Source organism: Mesorhizobium sp. LSHC412B00 (assembly GCF_000503035.1).
Taxonomy (GTDB): domain Bacteria; phylum Pseudomonadota; class Alphaproteobacteria; order Rhizobiales; family Rhizobiaceae; genus Mesorhizobium.
Window position 1 is genome coordinate 1 of record NZ_AYWB01000005.1, and the last position, 18,890, is coordinate 18,890.

The window sequence follows — 18,890 nt, forward strand, 5'->3', positions numbered from 1 at the left end:
GCGGCGGACGCATAGGGGGAGAGAAGTGTCACCTATGTATCCGGTTCAAAGTGTTACCCATCTATCGGCTGGACAAGCCTGGCTGGGACAGCGCCAACGTCCGGAAAGATGGGGGGGAGCGCCCCGGCCGTAAGCGCAGGTCCTGCACGAAAACTGCACATCCCTGCGGAAAACCTCCTCCGCTCCGCCCCGCCGTTTCCATGCGAGCCCGCGACAACAGCGGCATGCAACAACGAGACGCTCACCTTTGGTCCCTGCCCTATCGCCTGCGCAGCGAAAGCTGGTGGTTGGTCGATCCGCCCCGGGCGGCGGCCCGCCCTTACCTGGAAGCGAGCCTGCTCCCTTTTATCCGCCCACCGGCCGAGCGGACCCAGCCCATCAGGAAAATCCGCGCATGACATCGTTTGCAAGCTTTTCCAGCCGCTTCGGCATCGCCGTCCTGCTCGTGGCGCTGGCGGATTTTTTCTTTTACGGCCAGCCCGCCGGGATCACGGTGCTGCTGTTTGCCATCCTGATCGCCGGCGCGGTGGTCGCTGTGCATCCTGCCGCACTGAATTCCACCCGACCCTGGCTCAAGCCGGCCGCTTTGTCCGTCGCGCTGCTGCCGCTGGCCGAGAACGTCAGCCCGCTGTCGGTGGCGATAGCTGTCGTGGCGCTGGTGGTGTTTGCGCTGTCCCTGTCCGGGCGGCTGCGGCACGGCATCGCCCGCATTGCCGGCCAGGTCGCGCTGTTCCTGCTGGCGGCGCCGCTGCGCCTTATCCGTGACTTTTTCCAATGGCGCCGCACGGTGCGCCGGCTTGGCGGCCGCCGCACCCACCTGGCGTCCATCATCGTCTGGGTCATGCCGGTGACGCTGGGCGCGGTGTTCCTGTTCTTGTTCGGCGCCGCCAATCCGGTCATCGAATACTGGCTGTCGCTGATCGACCTGATGAAGCTGCTCGATCTCATCCAACTGGCGCGGATCGTCTTCTGGCTGCTCGTGCTCGCCGGCGTCTGGGCTTTCCTGCGGCCTCGCCTGCCGCGTTTCCTGCGCCGCCTTCCACGCCGCCTTCCACCTTTGACGCCGTCTGCAGCCGTGGCCGCACCGGCCGCGACAAAATCCGCCACGACGATCGAGGCCGTCGTCTTCGGCAAGGCCGCGATCCTGCGCGCGCTGATCGTCTTCAACGCCTTGTTTGCGCTGCAGACCGGGCTCGACGCAGCCTATCTCTGGGGTGGGGTCGCCCTGCCGGACGGGTTGAGCTATGCCGCCTATGCCCATCGCGGCGCCTATCCGCTGATCGCCACGGCGCTGCTGGCCGCCGGCTTCGTGCTGGCGGCGCTGCGGCCGGGCAGCGAAACCTCAGGCGATCCGCTGATCCGCCGGCTGGTCTATGCCTGGGTGGCGCAGAACATCGTGCTGGTCATCTCGTCGATTCTCAGGCTCGATCTCTATATCGGCGCCTATGCACTGACCTACTGGCGCATCGCGGCTTTCGTCTGGATGGGGTTGGTGGCGTCAGGGCTTGTACTGATCATTGCCCGCATCGCGCTTGGAAAATCCAACGAATGGCTGCTCTCCGCCAATCTTGCGACGTTATCGGCGACGCTTTATGCCTGCTGCTTCATCAACTTCGCCGCAGCGATCGCCAACTTCAATGTCGACCATTCCCTTGAAATGACCGGCGACGGCACGCCTATCGATACCGAATATCTGCGCTCGCTCGGCGCTGCCGCCATGCCGGCGCTGGACCGCCTCTACATGCATCAATTCGGAAACCAAACCACCTGTCTGGCCGATCAAATGATGATCGACGACACTATCGCCGAGCAGAAGCAGTGGCGCGCCTGGAGCTTTCGCGGCTGGAGGCTCGTGCAGGTTCTCGACAAGAGAGGTCCGCTCGTGCTTCCTCCACCTACCCAGCCCTCGCAACCTTCAGTGCCGGACCGTTAGATCCATGCCGCATCAGATCCTGGTCGCCGACGACGATCCGCACATTCGCGAGATCATCTGCTTTGCGCTGGAGAGGGCCGGGATGAAGACGCAGGCCGTCGCTGACGGCGCAGCCGCCCTGCAGGCGATCGAGCGCCGCGTGCCCGATCTCGTCGTGCTCGACATCGGCATGCCGGAGATGGACGGGCTGGAGGTCTGCCGGCGGCTCAGACAACGCTCCGATGTGCCGGTGTTGTTCCTGTCGGCGCGTGACGAAGAAATCGACCGTATCCTTGGACTGGAGATGGGCGGCGACGACTATGTGACGAAACCGTTCAGCCCGCGCGAGCTGGTGGCGCGCGTCAACGTCATCCTGCGCCGCGCCCGCCCGGTGGCGCCCGACCCGGTCGACGACAAAAACTTCGCGCATGGCAAGCTCAGCCTGGTGCCGGCCAGCCACGGCGCCAGTTTCGACGGCAAGGCGCTGGCGCTGACGGCGATCGAGTTCTCGATCCTGAAGGGGTTTCTGGCGCGGCCGGCGCATGTGCTGGGCCGCGACCTGGTGGTCGCCAGCGCCTATGCCGCCAACATCCATGTCGCCGACCGTACCGTCGATAGCCACATCCGCAACATCCGCGCCAAGCTGGCGGCGGCGGGCTGTCTCGACGCCATCGAAACCGTGCATGGCGTCGGTTTCCGGCTCGGCCGATGCGGCGCCTGAGCGACGCCAAATGGATCGGCACCAAATGGCGGCCAAGGCTGGCCACGGTGGTCCTCGCCATCCTCATCATGGTGCTGGCGCTGCCGCTGGTCGGCCTGTTCTTCTTCCGGCTCTATGAAAACCAGCTGATCCGCCAGACCGAGGGCGAGTTGATCGCGCAAGGCGCCGTCATCGCGGCGATCTATGCGCAGGATATCAGCGACGCCGGCATTTCCCCGGACAGGCTCGGTGCGCCGATGAACGCGGAGAGCGGCGATGCCAGCCGTGGCGACGACTCGCCTTACCAGCCGATCGAGCCGAGCCTCGATCTCGCTTCCGACTATTTGCTGCCGACCCGGCCCGCCGGCATTGTTGGCGCCACCGATCCGGCCTTTGCGGCGATTGGCGCGCGGCTGTCCGGCATTCTCGACGCCACGCAGAAAACCACCCTGGCCGGCTTCAGGCTGCTCGACCCGCATGGCGTCGTCATTGCCGGACGCGATGAGGTCGGACTGTCGCTCGCCCATGTCGAGGAGGTGCGCACCGCCCTTGCCGGCCACTATGCCAGCGCCCTCAGGCAACGAATTCCCGATCAGCCGCCGCCGCCGCTCTATTCGGTCAGCCGCGGCACGAAAGTTCGTGTCTTCGTCGCCATGCCGATTGCGGTCGCTGGCCACGTCGCCGGCGTGATCTATCTCTCTCGAACGCCGAACAACATCGTCAAGCATCTCTATGGCGAACGCGGCAAGGTGACGCTGGCGGCCATCGCCATGCTGTTCGGCACGCTGCTGATCGCGCTGGTGTTCCTGCGCACCGTCAGCCGGCCGATCTACGCGCTGATGGAGCGCACGAGGCGCATCGCCGCCGGCGACCGCGACGCCATCCGGCCGCTCGACCATCACGGCACGCGCGAAATGGCCGAGCTGTCCGCGGCCTTTCTCGACATGGCCGAAAAGCTGCAGGCGCGCTCCGACTCGATCCAGACCTTTGCCACCCATGTCTCGCACGAGCTCAAATCGCCGCTGACGGCGATCCAGGGCGCGGCCGAACTCTTGCGCGATTCCGGCGAGGCGATGGACGCGGCAGAGCGCAAGCGGTTTTCCGGCAACATCGTCAACGATGCCGGAAGGCTCAATCTGCTGGTGCGGCGCCTGCTCGATCTGGCGCGCGCGGAAAACCTGGCGCCGAGCGGCGAAAGCACATCGCTCGATGCGGCGCTGGCATTGCTGCCGGTGGACGGCAGACTGGCGGTTCGCGTCGAGGCGGGCGGCGAAACCGGTCTGCGCATCTCGGCCGAGAATGCGGCGATCGTGCTTGCCAATCTGATCGACAATTCCGCCAGGCACGGCGCGACCCAGGTTTTGCTGGCGGCTGCCAGCGCCGAAGGCAAGGTGACCATTGCGGTCAGCGACGACGGCACCGGCATCTCGCCGAGCAACAGGGCACGCATTTTCGAGCCGTTCTTCACCACGCGGCGCGAATCCGGCGGGACCGGCATGGGCCTCGGCATAGTGCTGGCCCTCCTGAAAGCGCATGATGGCACGATCGCGCTGGTTGACTCCGGGCGCGGCACGCGCTTCGAGATCATTGTGCCGGGGGCATGAAGGATGCCGGCGGCCGGATCGGAGAAAAACGTGCGCTACGACATCGTCATCATCGGCGGAGCCATCGTCGGCTCCTCGGTCGCCTACTACCTTCGCGAGGAAGGCTTTTCCGGCTCCATCGCGCTGATCGAGCGCGACCCGCAATTCGCCCATGCGGCAACGACGCTGTCCATGGCCTCGATCCGTCAGCAATTCTCGATTCCGGAAAATATCCGGCTGTCGCAGTTCACGCTAAACCTGTTCCGGCGGCTGAAGGAGACCTTCGGCACCGACGCCGATATCGGTTTTCGCGAAGGCGGCTATCTCATCCTGGCCGGCGAGGCCGGGTTGCCGATCCTGAAAGCCAACCACCAAGCACAGGTCGCCGAGGGCGCCGACATTCTGCTCGAGGATGCCGACCAGCTGGCAAAGCGCTTTGCCTGGCTGTCGACCGAAGGCATCAGCGCCGGCGCCTTCGGCCGTACCGGCGAGGGCTGGTTCGACGCTCATGCCATGTTGACGCTGTTTCGCAAGGCATTGCGTGACAGACAAATAGATTTCATCGCCGCCGATGTCACCGGCATTGAGAGGCAGGGCAACCGCGCCACCGGAGTGGACCTCGACAATGGCGAAAGACTGCAAGCCGGCATCGTCGTCAACGCCGCCGGGCCGAATGCCGGCAAGGTGGCCGGCATGGCGGGACTCGTGCTGCCCGTCGAGCCGCGCAAGCGCAACGTTTTCGTCTTCGAGGCGCGGGAAAAATACGTCGACATGCCGCTGCTGGTCGACCCATCCGGCATCTATGTCCGGCCTGAAGGCTCGGTCTATCTCACCGGCGGCGCCGAACCGGAGGAGGGCGATGGCCCCGCCGACCCCAGGGATTTCGACGTCGACTGGCCGCTGTTCGAAGAGGTGATCTGGCCCGTGCTGGCAACCCGCATCCCTGCCTTCGAGGCGATCAAGCCGACACGCGCCTGGGCCGGCCACTACGACTACAACACGCTCGACCAGAATGCGGTGATCGGCCCGCATCCCGAGGTCGGCAATTTTATCTTCGCCAACGGATTTTCAGGCCACGGCCTGCAGCAGGCGCCGGCCGCCGGTAAGGCGCTGGCGGAGTTGTTGGTGCATGGCGGGTATCGGACGGTGGATTGCTCGGCGTTTGGGTACGCCAGAGTGGCTGAGGGAAGGGCGTTCCGGGAATTGAATGTGATTTGAGGCGGCAAAAGCTCACTGTCGAGTTCCCGCCTACCCCCCTCTGCCCTGCCGGGCATCTCCCCCGCAAGGGGGGAGATTGGCAGCTTCGGCGAAGGCGCCATTCTTGCAACGTCGGCGATTGGCGAAAGCGGTCGCGGCATCTGATCTCCCCCCTTGCGGGGGAGATGGCCGGCAGGCCAGAGGGGGGTGCTGTCCCGCGAGAGTCTAAGCAACCATCGCACTGACAGCCATCGCGTTGCCCAGTGCATGCCCGGCGGCCGTGTTGTCGAAAATGCCCCAGACCTCTGCGCCGGAAACTGCCGCTGCTTCCACTTGCCGCGCAAACCGGTCGAGCGTTTCGGCATCGTAGCCCGAATAGTAGATGCGCGGCGCGCCGTGCCAGCGGAAATAGGCAAGGCCGGGCCAGCCACCCGGCCCTGCTGCCTCCGCAACCGGGGTCGGGTCAACGGCAACGCGCGTGATCCGGTTGTCGACAAGGAGTGCGTCGGCCTTGGCGCCGAACCAGCTGGGATGGCGCGGCTCGCATGCCAGCCTTGCCCGGATACGCTTGCCCAACATGTCGAAGAAACCGCCGGCGACCTCCGGCTCGAAGGGCAGGCTTGGCGGCAGCTGCACCAGAAGCACGCTCAGCTTTTCGCCGAGACCTTCGACCTGCCCGAGAAAGTCCTCCGTCAGCCCCTCGCAATCGGCGAGGCGATGCTCATGGGTCATGCTCTTCGGCGCCTTGACCGCGAAGCGGAAGTGCTCCGGCACGGCGTGCGTCCAGCGCTCATAGGTCTCGCGGCGGTGCGGCTTGTAGAACGAGGTGTCGATCTCGACGACCGGAAAGCGTTTTCCGTAACGTTCGAGATGCGACCCGGGCTGCGGAAAGTCAGCCTTGTATCGAGACGGAATTCCCCAGCCGGCGGTGCCTATGAGAGATCGGCGATTTCCCATGCTGGGGATGTGGACCGGATGAAGCGCGGATCAAGGGCGACAAGGAGGCGTTGCTCCGCGGGGTCCTGAACACCGTTCCGCATTGCCGAGAACCTTGCCCGCCTTGACTGCCCAACCCGATCGGCAATTGCGCTCGACGCTCGTCAGCCCTCGCGAGAGAACCAGAACGCGTCGGCCATTCGCGTCATGCCGATACGCTCATAGAAGCCGACTGCGTCGGGCATCGAGATCAGGCTGATGGCGACCGANTGGCGACCGAAGGCCCAAGCTGCCGGCGGGCCGCGTCCATCAGGCCCTTGCCGATACCGAGGCCTTGCGCAGATTGGGATACGGCGAGCTCTGAGACATAGCACACCCAGGAAAAGTCGGTGATGGCCCTGATAACGCCTATCAGCGGCCTGCCTTCGATGTCGAGCCGCGCCGTCAGCACCAGGTTCGCGCCCGAAAGCATCGCCTGCAGCCGGGCGTCGTCATCGACGGGGCGTGTTTCGCCGAGCGTGGATTCGACCAGCACGCGGCGGAATTCAGCGACGTCGAGCTCAGGCTCACTGGCATAGATAATATTCGATTGTGTGGTCATGGGCGCAAGGTGCACCAGCGGCGGCCGGTTTTAAAGACGTTTGCCGCCGATCTTTCGATCGGGCCGCGCACCAACAGTTGCCTTTTATTTGCCGGCGGCTTTGTGTAAACCGGGCGCAGCAAACCCTGACGCAACGAATTCGATCAAGAACGGGCAAAAGCCATGGAAAAATTCACCAAGCTCACCGGCGTCGCCGCACCGATGCCGATCGTCAATGTCGACACCGACATGATCATCCCCAAGGATTATCTCAAGACGATCAAGCGCACCGGGCTCGGCAGCGGCCTGTTCGCCGAAATGCGCTACAAGGACGATGGCTCGGAAAACCCCGACTTCGTGCTCAACAAGCCAGCCTACCGCAAGGCGCAGATCCTGGTCGCCGGCGACAATTTCGGCTGCGGTTCGAGCCGCGAACACGCGCCGTGGGCGCTGCTCGATTTCGGCATTCGCTGTGTCATCTCGACGTCGTTCGCCGACATTTTCTACAACAACTGCTTCAAGAACGGCATCCTGCCGATCACCGTCAGTCCGGAAGATCTGGAGAAGCTGATGGACGACGCCTCGCGCGGCTCCAATGCGACGGTTTCGGTCGACCTCGAGGCCAAGGAAATCCGCGGCCCCGACGGCGGCGTGGTCACCTTCGACCTCGACGACTTCAAGCGCCAATGCCTGCTGAACGGTCTCGACGATATCGGCCTGACCATGGAGAAGGCCGGCGCCATCGCCTCGTTCGAGAAGAAGAACGCTGCCGAGCGTCCTTGGGCCTGAGTGGTACGAGATAGCCCGGCCGCCACAAAGCCGGGTTCGTGGCGGCTGAACGGAGGGGACAGTCATGACACGTTTTCTTCTTGCCGGCGCCTGCGCGCTGGCGTGGATGCTGATGCCGGTGGCCGGCGCGCAAGCACAGACCGACACGGTCCTCGTGCCGGCAGAAGATCCGTCCGCCGCCGATCCGGGCGCGTCGAGCAATGCGGCCCTGGCGGACGATGACAGCCAGGGGCCGGTCCCGTTCGAGGGCGGGCAGCTGACCATCACCCAGCCGGAGCAGGATGGCGAAAAGGTGCTGGCCTATGACGGCAAGCAGCTGGCCAGCAATTACGACGTGTTCTTCGACAGAACAGTCAAGGTCGGCGGCGTCGACGTGGCGCTGGTCGATGTCGGCGACGGCGGCAACCAGTGCGGCCCGGCCAAGGTCATCGTCTGGAAGCCGGAAGGCGGCGAGATAGAAAGCCTCAAGGTCGAACAGGACGAATGCGGCGCGCCGCCGGCGGCGGTGGCCGACAACGCCATCTATTTCGTGCCGTATCTGTTGCCGGGCGATACGAAGCAAGCGCTGCAATGGTCACCCAGCGACGGGCTGACGATCTCGGGCGACCTGACCTACGCGCCGGAGCCGGGTACGGACTGGAAGGACGTCGATCCGGCCAAATACCAGAACATCATCGACGCCTTCCACAATGAGGCCGTCTACAAGGCGGCGCAGACGCTGCTCGGCGACACCATGCCCGACATGGCGACCAGCCTGCTGGTCGGCGGCGGCACCGAAAAGACGGCGTCGGGCGCCTTCTACGCCACCGGCTGCGTGCCGCACGCATGCGGCAGCAATGACGGTTTCATGGCGGTCGACCCGGCCAAGCACACGCTCTACTTCGCCCGGCGCGGCGACAATGGCGAGCCGCAGGCGTGGCCTGACGTGAAGACCTGGCCTGCGGATGTGAAGGAAGCAATGGACAAGGCGCAGGAGTCGGGGAACTAGGGTTCGCGGCAGCGCGGCGAACACTCGGTGTTCATGCTTGTTCCGTCGCGATCCGTCACACCCCCCTCTGCCCTGCCGGGCATCTCCCGCTCAAGGGGGGAGATCAGACGTCACTCTGGCTTTCGCCAATCGCAAATGTGGAAAGCGAGAAAGGCGTCCGAACTGCTAATCTCCCCCCTTGAGGGGGAGATGGCCGGCAGGCCAGAGGGGGGTGCTGTCCCGCCGACGACCAAGATTTGCACCTGACTTGGCCCATGGCCCGGCCGGCCCTTTCCCTGCAAAAGTGTCCGAAACCACAGCGAGGCTCCATGCGCACACTCATCTCCACCGGTTCGCCCTTCGAAAAAACCGCCGGCTATTCGCGCGCGGTGGTGCAGGGCGACTGGTGCTTCGTGTCGGGAACGACCGGCTACGACTATGCGACGATGACCATGCCGGAAACGGTGGAGGCGCAGACGCGCAATTGCCTGGCGACCATCGCGGAGGCGCTGAGGGATGGCGGCTTCGACATGGCCGATGTGGTGCGGGCGCATTACTACATCACAGACCGGGCCATCGTGGACGTCGTCTTCCCCATCCTCGGCGAGGCTTTCGGCGAGATCAGGCCGGCGGCGACGATGATCGTGTGCCAGCTCAACAAGCCGGAAATGAAGATCGAGATCGAAGTCACGGCGCTGCGGCGTACGGCTTGAGGAGGCAAAGCCATGACGGTCCGGCGCATCGTGGCCAATATCGGGACACCAGACGCGGCAGCGGCGAAACGCTTCTATCAGGACGTGCTTGGCCTCGATGTGCTGATGGATCAGGGCTGGATCGTCACCTTAGGCTCCGACGCACGGATGCAGGTGCAGATCAGCTTCATGGCCCAGGGCGGCTCCGGCACGCCGGTGCCGGACCTCTCCATCGAGGTCGACGATGTCGATGCGGCGCTGCAACGCATGAAGGCCGCCGGCTTTGCCATCGAGTATGGTCCCGCCGACGAACCCTGGGGCGTACGGCGGTTTTATGTGCGCGATCCGTTCGGCCGGTTGGTGAATATTTTGTCGCACAAGTGATTTGTTCCTCTCCCCCGCCTCTGGCCACGGCGAGGAACCCAGGTCTTGAGACGCGGGCGCCGTCGTAGCGTTCTTCATCCCCTTGCGCCGCAAGCTCTTGGCGTTTAGCAAGGCCGCGGTTTCTCCAAACAGTGTTGGGACGGTTCTCCATGGCTTCGAAAAATCTTCTCCTGCTCGCCGGCGACGGCATCGGCCCCGAGGCGATGGCCGAGGTGAAGAAGCTGATCGCGGCCATGAACGCAAAGCTCGGCAGCGGTTTTGCCACTGATGAAGGCTTGGTCGGCGGCTGTGCCTACGACGCGCATGGCGCGGCGATTTCGGATGCCGACATGGCAAAGGCGATGGCTGCGGACGCCGTGCTGTTCGGCGCCGTCGGCGGGCCGAAATGGGACAAGGTGCCTTACGAGGTGCGTCCCGAGGCCGGGTTGCTACGGCTGCGCAAGGATATGGAGCTGTTCGCCAATCTCCGGCCCGCCATCTGCTATCCGGCGCTGGCCGCGTCGTCCTCGCTGAAGCAGGAAGTCGTCGAGGGCCTCGACATATTGATCGTGCGCGAGCTTACCGGCGGCGTCTATTTCGGCGAGCCGAAGCAGATCATCGATCTCGGCAACGGCCAGAAGCGCGGGATCGACACGCAGGTCTACGACACGTTCGAGATCGAGCGGATTTCGGGCGTCGCCTTCGAGCTGGCGCGCACGCGCAAGAACCACGTGACATCGATGGAAAAGCGCAACGTCATGAAATCCGGCGTGCTGTGGAACGAGGTCGTCACCCAGACCCAGAAGACTCGCTATGCCGACGTCAAGCTCGACCACATGCTGGCCGATGCCGGCGGCATGCAGTTGGTGCGCTGGCCAAAGCAGTTCGACGTCATCGTCACCGACAATCTGTTCGGCGACATGCTGTCCGACATCGCCGCCATGCTGACCGGATCGATCGGCATGCTGCCGTCGGCCTCGCTCGGCGCGCCCGATGTGAAGACCAGGAAGCGCAAGGCGCTGTACGAGCCGGTGCATGGCTCGGCGCCCGACATTGCCGGACAGGGCATCGCCAACCCGATCGCCATGATCGCGTCGTTTGCCATGTGCATGCGATATTCCTTCGGCATGGTCGATGAGGCCGACAAGCTCGAAGGCGCAATAGCCGCCGTGCTCGACGACGGGCTCCGGACGAAGGATATTTTGTCCGAGGGCATGACCGAAGTCGGCACTGTCGCAATGGGCGATGCCATCATCGCCAAGTTCCTGGCTTAGCGGCCGACTCAGCGGATCTCGCCGGCCAGCCGTTTCAGCAGGCCGACGAGTTGCGCCTCATCCACGGTTGAGAAAAAAGCAGCGTCGGCGGCTTCGACGGCGACGATAGCGCGCTGGACTGCGGCCGTCCCCGTCGTGGAGACGCGGATCACCTTGGCGCGGGAATCCCGCGGGTCGGTGTCCCGCACAATCAGTCCCTTTGCCTCAAGCCGGGCGACGACGTCCGACGTCATCTTCACCTCGGTGCCGGCCTGCGCGGCGAGTTGGACCTGGTTGGGCGGCTCGCCATAGCGGCCGAGCCACATCGCCGAAGCCAGCAGCACGAACTGGACATGGGTAAGGTCAAGCGGGGCCAGCGCCGCCGTCATGACGCGCTGCCAGCGCATGGTGGTTCGCCAGAGCAGCAAGCCGGGGCTCTCGGATGGTCCGCTGAAGCGCGTGTTCAGATCCCCTTGATCAGCCACCGTTCGCCAACACCATTGCCTGCTCGAACAGTTTAGCCATCGAAGTGTCGAAATCGCCGCTGATCTGCGGCCCGAGCTCTGGTCCGACCTCGGCGGCCGATGGGCCGGAAATCTCGAGGCGATGAGTCACTTGAGTGCCACCCTCGACCGGCGTCAGCGTATGCCTGAACAGCAGTTTCGTGTCGCCGAAGAGGTCTCGTCGGCATAGGTTACAGCGTCGACGAGGTCGACGATCGTCGATTCGAAGGTGTCCTGCCCGACGGGCGTTACAGAGACGCGGGTGCCCTTGGCGAACGGGCCGTGCAGCACGAAGGTATCGGAGCCTTCGTAGGTGAGGCGGCCTTCGTGCAGCGCCTTGAGCGCGTTCCAGATGGCCTGCGCCGAAAGGGGGGAAATTGCGGTGTACTCGTTGGTCCACATTTGTCTTGGCTCCATCATCCGTTTTCGATCGTCGATCTGATGATTGCACAGATTGTCTGTGCACAGACTAAATGGCAAGAGAAATATTTCGTTCGTCCGGTCAAAACAGCAGCTGCCTTCCCGGCTGCGACCTAAGCCATTGTTATAGCACGGCTGTCCGCAAACAGCCGGCTGCTCATTTCTTGGCGCGGGTCTAGGCTCCGCCTCCTCCAGGCACCGGCCCCCACTGGTTTTCGTGGGCCTGGGTCGGGATCAATCCGAGTATCAGCGCGAGGATCAGCGTAGCCGGAGCGAACATGAAGGTGATTGCGAAGTAAGGTATTGCCAGCCAGCCGGTCAGGCCGATGTCGTGCAAGCGGCGCACGACGAGCCCGACCCAGGGCAGGAACGTCGCTAGCCAAAACAGCCCCCAGACGCCGATCATCACAATCGGCCAGTTGCCGGCATCGAAATTGCCGACGGCCTGGTCGGCGAGGGCGCCGGCAATTCCGACCAGGATGAAGCTGACGGTCCAGAACAGGCAGTAGCCCCAGAATTCCTTGCGGCGGGCGCGTTCGGCGAAGTTGATGTAGTTGCGCGTCACGCCTCGCCAGAAATAACCCGGCAGTCCGCTATCGCGAACCGCGCCGTCTTCCGCCAGGCGGCCGAAATGCTGTGGGGCGGCTGAAGCGGCAGCCGCCTTGGGCGGCGCGGCGCTTGCCGCTGGCGCAGCGGTGGCGGGACTGGCGGGCTGGGCGCGGATTGAAAAAACGTCGCGCGCCTGACCGCTTGCCGGCAGAAACTCGACCACAGCGCCGTTCGCGATCACGGTATCACGGCGCAGATCCTCGCGCGCGAAGGTGTAGCGGTTGCCGTCCGCCCCGGTGATGAAGCCGAAACCCTGGGCCTCGTCATAGTGAAGAACTTCGCCGCGCATTTAGCCTCGCCCCCGTGCAGGCACAGACTGTTCAAAGTTGCGGCGGACTGCAAGGGGGTGGACGAAATGGAGGGCGAACGGTTCAGGCATGAGTTGCTTTATTTTCCGGTGCGTTGGCGCTGCCCCTCACCTGCCTGCCGGCATCCTCTCCCCGTATAGTGGCGGGGAGAGGGGTCGCTGTTATCGACGATTCCACCAATCGCCAACGTTGCAAGAAGAGCGCCAAGGCTGCGGTCAGCCCTTTCTCCCCGTCACTATACGGGGAGAAACGCCCGGCAGGGCAATGAGGGGCAGCGCCTACATCTGTAATTGGCCGATAAGAGCCTCAAACCGGCCGCTTCTTCGGTTTCTTGTTCTTCGGCGGTCCAGCCTTGTCGAATTTCGGTTTCCCGGCCCAAGGCTTTGCATCGCCGGGGGGCCGTTCCCGCTTCTCGAATTTCGGCTTGTGTGCGCTTTGCGGCGCCTCGAACGGGCGCTTGCCGCGATGCGGCTTCTTGTCGGGCTTCGGCGCCTGGTAGCCGGCCCGCGACAGGTCGGGCGTGCCGTCCAGGCGCTTCACCGCAATGTTGCCCTGCAATTTCTTGTCGGGGCCGACGGCGGCGAGGAAGCGATCGGCCCAGTCGGCCGCGATCTGCACGTAGGTCTCATCCTGCTGCATCTTGATGGAGCCGATCTCGCGCTTGGAGATGTTGCCGGTGCGGCACAGCATCGGGATCAGCCAGCGCGGCTCGGCATTCTGCTTGCGCCCGATCGACAGCGAGAACCAGACGCTGTCGCCGAAATCGTCGCGGCGGCTGGGCGCTTCGTCGCGGCGTTCGAATTTTTCGCCCGCCGGTCTGTCTCGCGACGGCGTGAAGGCCGCGACCTCCGTCAGTTCCTCGGGCGCCGAGCGGCTGGCGCGGCATTGGCGCACGAAGGCGGCGGCCACCTGTTCCGCGCCATGCTTGGCCAGAAGCGCGTCGATGAAGCCGCGCTCGTCCTCGGCAATCGGCTCTTCGAAGGCTGGATCGGCAAGGATGCGCTCGTCGTCGCGCTTGATGACGTCGTCGGCGGAGGGCGGGCTCGCCCATGTCGCCTTCAGCCCGGCATTCTGCAGCAGCCGTTCGGTGCGCTTGCGGGCGCCGTTGGGCACGATCAGCGCGCTGACGCCCTTGCGTCCGGCTCGGCCGGTTCGGCCGCTGCGGTGCAGCAGCGTTTCGGGATTGGTCGGCAGATCGGCGTGGATGACCAGTTCGAGATTGGGCAGGTCGATGCCGCGCGCCGCGACATCCGTGGCAATGCAGACCTTGGCGCGGCCGTCCCGCATCGCCTGCAGCGCGTGGGTGCGTTCGTTCTGGCTGAGCTCGCCCGACAGCGCCACGACGGAAAAATTGCGGTTGTTGAAGCGCGCCGTCAGATGATTGACGGCGGCGCGGGTGTTGCAGAACACCAGCGCGTTCTTCGCTTCGTAAAACCGCAGCACGTTGATGATGGCGTTCTCGCGGTCGGGATAGGCGACATTCAGCGCCCGGTACTCGATATCGAGATGCTGCTTTTCCTCGCCGCCGGCCGAGATGCGTACGGCGTCGCGCTGATAGCCTTGCGCCAGCGTGGCGATCGAGCGCGGCACGGTGGCCGAAAACATCAGCGTGCGGCGCTGAGCCGGTGCGGCATCGAGGATGAATTCGAGGTCCTCGCGAAAGCCGAGGTCGAGCATCTCGTCGGCCTCGTCCAGCACCACGGCTTTCAGCGCCGACATGTCGAGAGAGTTGCGGGTGATGTGGTCGCGCAGGCGGCCGGGCGTGCCGACGACGATGTGGGCGCCGCGCTCCAGCACGCGCCGTTCGGAACGCATGTCCATGCCGCCGACGCAGGACGCGACGGTGGCGCCGGTCGGCGCGTAGAGCCATTGCAATTCGCGCATCACCTGCAGAGCGAGCTCGCGCGTCGGCGCCACGGCCAGCGCCAGCGGTGCGCCAGCCTGGTCAAAACGCTCGGCGCTTCCAAGAAGGGTCGGCGCCAAAGCCAGGCCGAAGGCGACAGTCTTGCCGGAGCCGGTCTGCGCCGACACCAGAGCGTCGGCCTCGCCGAGTTCCAGCACCGCCTTCTGCACCGGCGTCAGCTCGGTATAGCCGCGTTTTTCCAGCGCCTCTGCCAGCGCAGGAACGATACGTTCGAAATTGGACATCTCACTCTTTCGGAATTCGGGGCATGGGCTCATCATGCAGCACATGCCGGGGCTGGCGCCACGCCAGCCAAACACTATTTGGGCGTTCGTACTTCTTGCGGCCGCTATTGTACAGGGCAAGCGAGTGCCTGGCCGCAATTGACTCCTGACGCAAACCGCGTAAAAGCCGGCATCGAACGGGATCATTTTCGATGCGCGGCCTTCTGATGGCTCTTCTTGCATTCGACTTCCCCGGCCACAATCATGGGGCCGGGCGCGTTGGCGCGTCTTACCGTTCCAGCAAAACTATGGCCAAAACCACCACCAAAACGGTGTGATTCCCTTGGCCTAACCACCCTCTCCCGGGTCCGGCCCGGGGGACAAAACCCGCATTGGCCGGCGGGTTTTCTCCAAAAACCAAGCGGAGAGGGACAGGAGATTTCTGATGAGTTTCAAAGTTGCGGTAGTCGGCGCCACGGGCAATGTGGGGCGCGAAATGCTCAACATACTGGAAGAGCGCGGCTTTCCGGTAAGCGAAGTCGTGGCGCTGGCCTCGCGGCGCAGCCAGGGCACCGAAGTGTCGTTCGGCGACCGTTCGCTGAAGGTCAAGACGCTCGACCAGTATGATTTTTCCGACACCGACATCTGCATCATGTCGGCCGGCGGCAACGTCTCCAAGGAGTGGTCGCCGAAGATCGGCAAGCAGGGCTGCGTCGTCATCGATAACTCGTCGGCCTTCCGCTACGACCAGGACGTGCCGCTGATCGTGCCGGAAGTGAACCCGGATGCGATCTCGCTGTTCACCCGCAAGAACATCATCGCCAATCCGAACTGCTCGACGGCGCAGCTGGTCGTGGCGCTGAAGCCGCTGCACGATGTCGCCACCATCAAGCGCGTCGTCGTCGCCACCTATCAATCGGTATCGGGCGCCGGCAAGGAAGGCATGGACGAACTCTTTACACAGACCCGCGCGGTGTTCGTCGCCGATGGCGTCGAGGTCAAGAAGTTCACCAAGCGCATCGCCTTCAACGTCATTCCGCACATCGACGTCTTCCTCGACGACGGCTCGACCAAGGAAGAGTGGAAGATGGTCGCCGAGACCAAGAAGATGCTCGACCCCAAGATCAAGCTGACGGCGACCTGTGTGCGCGTGCCGGTGTTCATCGGCCATTCCGAAGCCGTCAACATCGAGTTCGAAAAGCCGATCACCGCCGACGAGGCGCGCGATATCCTGCGCGAAGCGCCGGGCTGCCAGGTCTTGGACAAGCGCGAGGATGGCGGCTACATCACGCCGCTGGAATCGGCCGGCGAGGACGCCACCTTCATCTCGCGCATCCGCGAGGATTCGACCATCGACAACGGCCTGTCGATGTGGATCGTCTCCGACAATCTGCGCAAGGGCGCGGCGCTCAACGCGGTGCAGATCGCCGAGCTTCTGGTCGAGCGCGGCCTGATCCAGCCGAAGAAGAAGGCGGCCTGACGGCTGGTTTGTTTTCGCTCACGGGGTTCGGCCTTCGGCCGATTCCGTTTATCGCTCACGGGCCGTATCGCCGCTGCCGCGGCTGGCCCTCCGCGGGGCGCCGGAAAGCCGGCGGCCCGTAGTCGCGGGCTCGGCCTTCGGCCGAAGCCTTCCTTCTCCCCGTTCACGGGGAGAAGGTCCCGGCAGGGGGATGAGGGCAGCGCTGACATCTGTTGAGAAACGCCTTTGAACGATCCCACCAAAATCGTGCTGCGCCCCGCCACGGCTTTGGATGCCGCGACCATCGCCATTGTCATGCGGGCCGCACTTGGCTCGTTCTCCTGGATGCCGGTCATCCACACGCCGGATGAGGATCTTGCCTTCATCCGCGAGATCGTGCTGTCCCGGCAGCAGGTGACGGTCGCCGAGGCCGGCACCGGCATTGTCGGCTTCATTGCCCTGAGCGGCGATTGGGTGGAACAGCTCTATCTCGACCCCGCCTGGACGGGGCAGGGCATCGGCAGCCGGCTGCTGGTGCAAGCGACCGCCGCGCTACGGATCGTTAAACTGCATTGCTTCCAGGCCAACACCGGCGCGCGTCGCTTCTACGAGCGCCATGGCTTTCGCCCCGAGGCGTTCGGCGCGGGCACCACCAACGAAGAAGGCCTGCCGGATATTCTCTACCTGCGTCGAGCTTGATATTCAGCCGGCGTTATCCTTGGCCAGTTGGCGCAATAACTCCATCGCTTCCTCGGCCCGCTCAGCGGGCACGAACAGATGGTCATGATAGAAAGCAGAGACCGGATTGACGCCCATGCCGGCGGCGGCAAGCCGGGCGGTGATGGCGGCGAGGAAGCCGACGGCTTCCAGCGAGGAGTGGACGTTCAGGGTGATCATGCGGCAGCGGAACGAAGCGGTCAGCCCGGCCGCCCGTGCCGCGTCCTCGGTCACGATCAGTGTCACACCCTCGCGCTCGCGAAAGACCATCACGGGATCGAGGCCTGCCTGCCGGCTGATTCCAGGTGTGAGCGTAGCGAACACGTAGACGTCCGGCAGCAGTTCCGGCGTCATCGCCGCCAGCAGCTTTTTCAGATCAGTCTCGCCGGCCATTCGCTCGTCTCTCGCCCAGCCCTATCAATAGCCGTGACTGGTGGATGTCGATAGTCCGTCAAGGTGGAGGGACAGCGCCCCCCTCTGCCCTGCCGGGCATCTCCCCCGCAACCAGGGAGATCGGCGGTTTCGATGCTCCGCTCATTCATGGAACATTGCCGAAGCGGTCGAGCGTGTAATCTCCCCCCTTGCGGGGGAGATGGCCGGCAGGCCAGAGGGGGGTGTGAAGGATCGCCACGCAGCGGCTTTTGCTTGCTGCTACCCAAAAAGAATCCGCACCCTGTAGGATCGCCGCCCCATCGCTCGTCCTTGGTCCGAAGCCAGCAAACGGCTCGAACCGCTTAGGAGGGAACACCCGTGAGTATTTCTCAAACCATGCCCGTCTCATCGGGCGCCCTGTGGACCGGCCGCGTGCTCAGCGGCCTCATCATCCTGTTTATGATCTTCGACGGCGTCATCAAGCTGCCGCCGCTCGATGTCGTCACCCAGACCATGGTGCCGCTCGGCTGGCCGGCCGATGTCAATGTCGCGCGCACGCTCGGCATTATCGGGCTGATCTCGACCGCGCTCTATGCGCTGCCCCGCACCTCGGTGCTCGGCGCCATCCTGCTCACCGGCTATCTCGGCGGCGCCATCGCCACAAACATGCGCGTCGGCAGCCCGTTGTTTTCGCACACGCTGTTTAGCGTCTATCTCGGCATCATCCTGTGGGGCGGTCTCTATCTGCGCGACCCAAGCGTGCGCGCCCTGATCCCGTTCAGCCTTAAGCGAGGAGAAAAACATGCTCAGCACCATTCTCATCATCCTGGTCGTCATCATCGCCGCCGTGCTCATCTATGCGGCGACGAGGTCGAATGATTTCGTCACCGCCCGCACCGCCAGCATCAAGGCCGCGCCGGAAGCGATCTTTCCGCTGATCAACAATTTCAAGCACTGGCCGGAGTGGTCACCCTACGAAAAGCTCGACCCCGAGATGAAGCGCACGCTGTCGGGCGCTGATGCCGGCAAGGGCGCCGCCTACGCCTGGGAAGGCAATGCCAAGGCCGGCAAGGGACGCATGGAGATCGTCAATTCCGTGCCATCCTCGCTGGTGTCGCTGAAGCTCGACTTCGAGAAGCCGTTCCGGGCCAGCAACAGCGTCGACTTCACCCTGAAGCCCTCGGGCGACACCACCGCAGTCACCTGGGCAATGCGCGGCAGCCGGCCCTTCATTGCCAAGCTGATGGGCCTGTTCATGAGTTTCGATACGCTGATCGGCAAGGATTTCGAGGCTGGCCTCGCCAATCTGAAAAAGGCAGCCGAAAGGTAGAAAAGCCTGGATTTTCAACAAGCTCGGCGGCGGTCGGCACGAATGTGACCGGCGTGGACACCGCGATCTCTCA

Annotated in this window: 20 protein-coding genes and 1 pseudogene; 13 read left to right on the forward strand and 8 right to left on the reverse strand. The window is 64.2% G+C overall.

Going from position 1 to position 18,890, the window contains the following annotated elements; all coding sequences use genetic code 11:
• The first annotated feature begins 394 nt into the window (after positions 1–394).
• From X757_RS153670 to X757_RS153655, 4 genes are read left to right on the forward strand one after another with little or no spacing between them, the layout of a single operon-like run.
• A complete protein-coding gene (locus X757_RS153670; RefSeq protein WP_023726007.1) occupies positions 395–1,933 on the forward strand; it encodes a DUF4173 domain-containing protein in 1,539 nt (512 codons plus the stop codon).
• A 4-nt stretch (positions 1,934–1,937) separates the two neighbouring features.
• Positions 1,938–2,633, forward strand: a complete 696-nt coding sequence (locus tag X757_RS153665; RefSeq protein ID WP_023726008.1) for a response regulator transcription factor — start codon at positions 1,938–1,940, stop codon at positions 2,631–2,633.
• Positions 2,621–4,216: a HAMP domain-containing sensor histidine kinase gene (locus tag X757_RS153660; RefSeq protein WP_023726009.1), complete on the forward strand. Its 1,596-nt coding sequence runs from the start codon at positions 2,621–2,623 to the stop codon at positions 4,214–4,216. The genes X757_RS153665 and X757_RS153660 overlap by 13 nt, the downstream gene beginning before the upstream one ends.
• Before the next feature lie 30 nt (positions 4,217–4,246).
• Complete coding sequence (locus X757_RS153655) at positions 4,247–5,413, forward strand: FAD-binding oxidoreductase (RefSeq protein WP_023726010.1); 1,167 nt, start codon at positions 4,247–4,249, stop codon at positions 5,411–5,413.
• A gap of 204 nt (positions 5,414–5,617) precedes the next feature.
• Here the strand turns inward: X757_RS153655 and X757_RS153650 are convergent, their stop codons facing one another.
• Positions 5,618–6,349: a DUF72 domain-containing protein gene (locus X757_RS153650; protein WP_023726011.1), complete on the reverse strand. Its 732-nt coding sequence runs from the start codon at positions 6,347–6,349 to the stop codon at positions 5,618–5,620.
• A gap of 229 nt (positions 6,350–6,578) precedes the next feature.
• Complete coding sequence (locus tag X757_RS01000000164720) at positions 6,579–6,929, reverse strand: GNAT family N-acetyltransferase (protein WP_306413614.1); 351 nt, start codon at positions 6,927–6,929, stop codon at positions 6,579–6,581.
• Positions 6,930–7,091: 162 nt separating this feature from the next.
• On the opposite strand from X757_RS01000000164720, the gene leuD reads away from it, so the two are divergent.
• From leuD to leuB, 5 genes are all read left to right on the forward strand, one after another.
• Positions 7,092–7,697: a 3-isopropylmalate dehydratase small subunit gene (leuD, locus tag X757_RS153645; protein WP_023715740.1), complete on the forward strand. Its 606-nt coding sequence runs from the start codon at positions 7,092–7,094 to the stop codon at positions 7,695–7,697.
• Between the two features lie 64 nt (positions 7,698–7,761).
• Complete coding sequence (locus tag X757_RS153640; protein ID WP_023715741.1) at positions 7,762–8,685, forward strand: hypothetical protein; 924 nt, start codon at positions 7,762–7,764, stop codon at positions 8,683–8,685.
• 308 nt (positions 8,686–8,993) lie between these two features.
• Complete coding sequence (locus X757_RS153635) at positions 8,994–9,377, forward strand: RidA family protein (RefSeq protein ID WP_023683820.1); 384 nt, start codon at positions 8,994–8,996, stop codon at positions 9,375–9,377.
• 12 nt (positions 9,378–9,389) lie between these two features.
• Positions 9,390–9,740, forward strand: a complete 351-nt coding sequence (locus X757_RS153630; RefSeq protein WP_023683821.1) for a VOC family protein — start codon at positions 9,390–9,392, stop codon at positions 9,738–9,740.
• A gap of 149 nt (positions 9,741–9,889) precedes the next feature.
• Entirely contained in the window at positions 9,890–10,993 is a 1,104-nt protein-coding gene (gene leuB, locus X757_RS153625) for a 3-isopropylmalate dehydrogenase (RefSeq protein ID WP_023683822.1), read from the forward strand.
• Between the two features lie 8 nt (positions 10,994–11,001).
• Here the strand turns inward: leuB and X757_RS153620 are convergent, their stop codons facing one another.
• The 5 genes from X757_RS153620 to X757_RS153610 form a co-directional block, all read right to left on the reverse strand.
• Positions 11,002–11,457, reverse strand: coding sequence for a MarR family winged helix-turn-helix transcriptional regulator (locus tag X757_RS153620; RefSeq protein WP_023715742.1), 456 nt, complete (start codon positions 11,455–11,457; stop codon positions 11,002–11,004).
• The gene (locus X757_RS1000000168885) at positions 11,450–11,587 is read right to left on the reverse strand and encodes a hypothetical protein (protein WP_023683824.1); all 138 of its coding nucleotides are present in this window, start codon (positions 11,585–11,587) and stop codon (positions 11,450–11,452) included. The genes X757_RS153620 and X757_RS1000000168885 overlap by 8 nt, the downstream gene beginning before the upstream one ends.
• Positions 11,588–11,610: 23 nt before the next feature.
• Complete coding sequence (locus X757_RS1000000168890) at positions 11,611–11,877, reverse strand: hypothetical protein (protein ID WP_023683825.1); 267 nt, start codon at positions 11,875–11,877, stop codon at positions 11,611–11,613.
• A 193-nt stretch (positions 11,878–12,070) separates the two neighbouring features.
• Positions 12,071–12,793: a DUF805 domain-containing protein gene (locus X757_RS153615; RefSeq protein WP_023683826.1), complete on the reverse strand. Its 723-nt coding sequence runs from the start codon at positions 12,791–12,793 to the stop codon at positions 12,071–12,073.
• A 325-nt stretch (positions 12,794–13,118) separates the two neighbouring features.
• Positions 13,119–14,960: a DEAD/DEAH box helicase gene (locus X757_RS153610; protein WP_023710257.1), complete on the reverse strand. Its 1,842-nt coding sequence runs from the start codon at positions 14,958–14,960 to the stop codon at positions 13,119–13,121.
• A gap of 424 nt (positions 14,961–15,384) precedes the next feature.
• Here X757_RS153610 and X757_RS153605 point away from each other — a divergent pair, with 424 nt between their 5' ends.
• Complete coding sequence (locus X757_RS153605) at positions 15,385–16,419, forward strand: aspartate-semialdehyde dehydrogenase (RefSeq protein ID WP_023671698.1); 1,035 nt, start codon at positions 15,385–15,387, stop codon at positions 16,417–16,419.
• A 225-nt stretch (positions 16,420–16,644) separates the two neighbouring features.
• Positions 16,645–17,097 carry a GNAT family N-acetyltransferase gene (locus X757_RS153600; protein WP_023726012.1) on the forward strand — a complete coding sequence of 151 codons (453 nt, stop codon included), beginning with the start codon at positions 16,645–16,647 and terminating at the stop codon, positions 17,095–17,097.
• Between the two features lie 3 nt (positions 17,098–17,100).
• On the opposite strand, the gene X757_RS153595 is transcribed toward X757_RS153600, so the two are convergent.
• Positions 17,101–17,508 (reverse strand): ACT domain-containing protein, encoded by a 408-nt coding sequence (locus X757_RS153595; protein ID WP_023671700.1) that lies wholly within the window; start codon positions 17,506–17,508, stop codon positions 17,101–17,103.
• Positions 17,509–17,865: 357 nt separating this feature from the next.
• Between X757_RS153595 and X757_RS153590 the strand changes: the two are divergent.
• Together X757_RS153590 and X757_RS153585 are read left to right on the forward strand one after the other, a co-directional pair.
• Positions 17,866–18,270, forward strand: a pseudogene (locus X757_RS153590) (DoxX family protein); the annotation flags it as partial.
• Between the two features lie 19 nt (positions 18,271–18,289).
• Positions 18,290–18,817: an SRPBCC family protein gene (locus tag X757_RS153585; RefSeq protein ID WP_023726014.1), complete on the forward strand. Its 528-nt coding sequence runs from the start codon at positions 18,290–18,292 to the stop codon at positions 18,815–18,817.
• The last annotated feature ends 73 nt before the right edge of the window (positions 18,818–18,890 follow it).

Excerpts from the sequence above, each read along its gene's own strand:
- X757_RS153670 (WP_023726007.1), top strand. The coding sequence starts at position 395 with ATGACATCGTTTGCAAGCTTTTCCAGCCGCTTCGGCATCGCCGTCCTG.
- X757_RS153665 (WP_023726008.1), top strand. The coding sequence starts at position 1,938 with ATGCCGCATCAGATCCTGGTCGCCGACGACGATCCGCACATTCGCGAG.
- X757_RS153660 (WP_023726009.1), top strand. The coding sequence starts at position 2,621 with ATGCGGCGCCTGAGCGACGCCAAATGGATCGGCACCAAATGGCGGCCA.
- X757_RS153650 (WP_023726011.1), bottom strand. The coding sequence starts at position 6,349 with ATGGGAAATCGCCGATCTCTCATAGGCACCGCCGGCTGGGGAATTCCG.
- leuD (WP_023715740.1), top strand. The coding sequence starts at position 7,092 with ATGGAAAAATTCACCAAGCTCACCGGCGTCGCCGCACCGATGCCGATC.
- X757_RS153640 (WP_023715741.1), top strand. The coding sequence starts at position 7,762 with ATGACACGTTTTCTTCTTGCCGGCGCCTGCGCGCTGGCGTGGATGCTG.
- X757_RS153635 (WP_023683820.1), top strand. The coding sequence starts at position 8,994 with ATGCGCACACTCATCTCCACCGGTTCGCCCTTCGAAAAAACCGCCGGC.
- X757_RS153630 (WP_023683821.1), top strand. The coding sequence starts at position 9,390 with ATGACGGTCCGGCGCATCGTGGCCAATATCGGGACACCAGACGCGGCA.
- leuB (WP_023683822.1), top strand. The coding sequence starts at position 9,890 with ATGGCTTCGAAAAATCTTCTCCTGCTCGCCGGCGACGGCATCGGCCCC.
- X757_RS1000000168890 (WP_023683825.1), bottom strand. The coding sequence starts at position 11,877 with ATGTGGACCAACGAGTACACCGCAATTTCCCCCCTTTCGGCGCAGGCC.
- X757_RS153615 (WP_023683826.1), bottom strand. The coding sequence starts at position 12,793 with ATGCGCGGCGAAGTTCTTCACTATGACGAGGCCCAGGGTTTCGGCTTC.
- X757_RS153610 (WP_023710257.1), bottom strand. The coding sequence starts at position 14,960 with ATGTCCAATTTCGAACGTATCGTTCCTGCGCTGGCAGAGGCGCTGGAA.
- X757_RS153605 (WP_023671698.1), top strand. The coding sequence starts at position 15,385 with ATGAGTTTCAAAGTTGCGGTAGTCGGCGCCACGGGCAATGTGGGGCGC.
- X757_RS153595 (WP_023671700.1), bottom strand. The coding sequence starts at position 17,508 with ATGGCCGGCGAGACTGATCTGAAAAAGCTGCTGGCGGCGATGACGCCG.
- X757_RS153585 (WP_023726014.1), top strand. The coding sequence starts at position 18,290 with ATGCTCAGCACCATTCTCATCATCCTGGTCGTCATCATCGCCGCCGTG.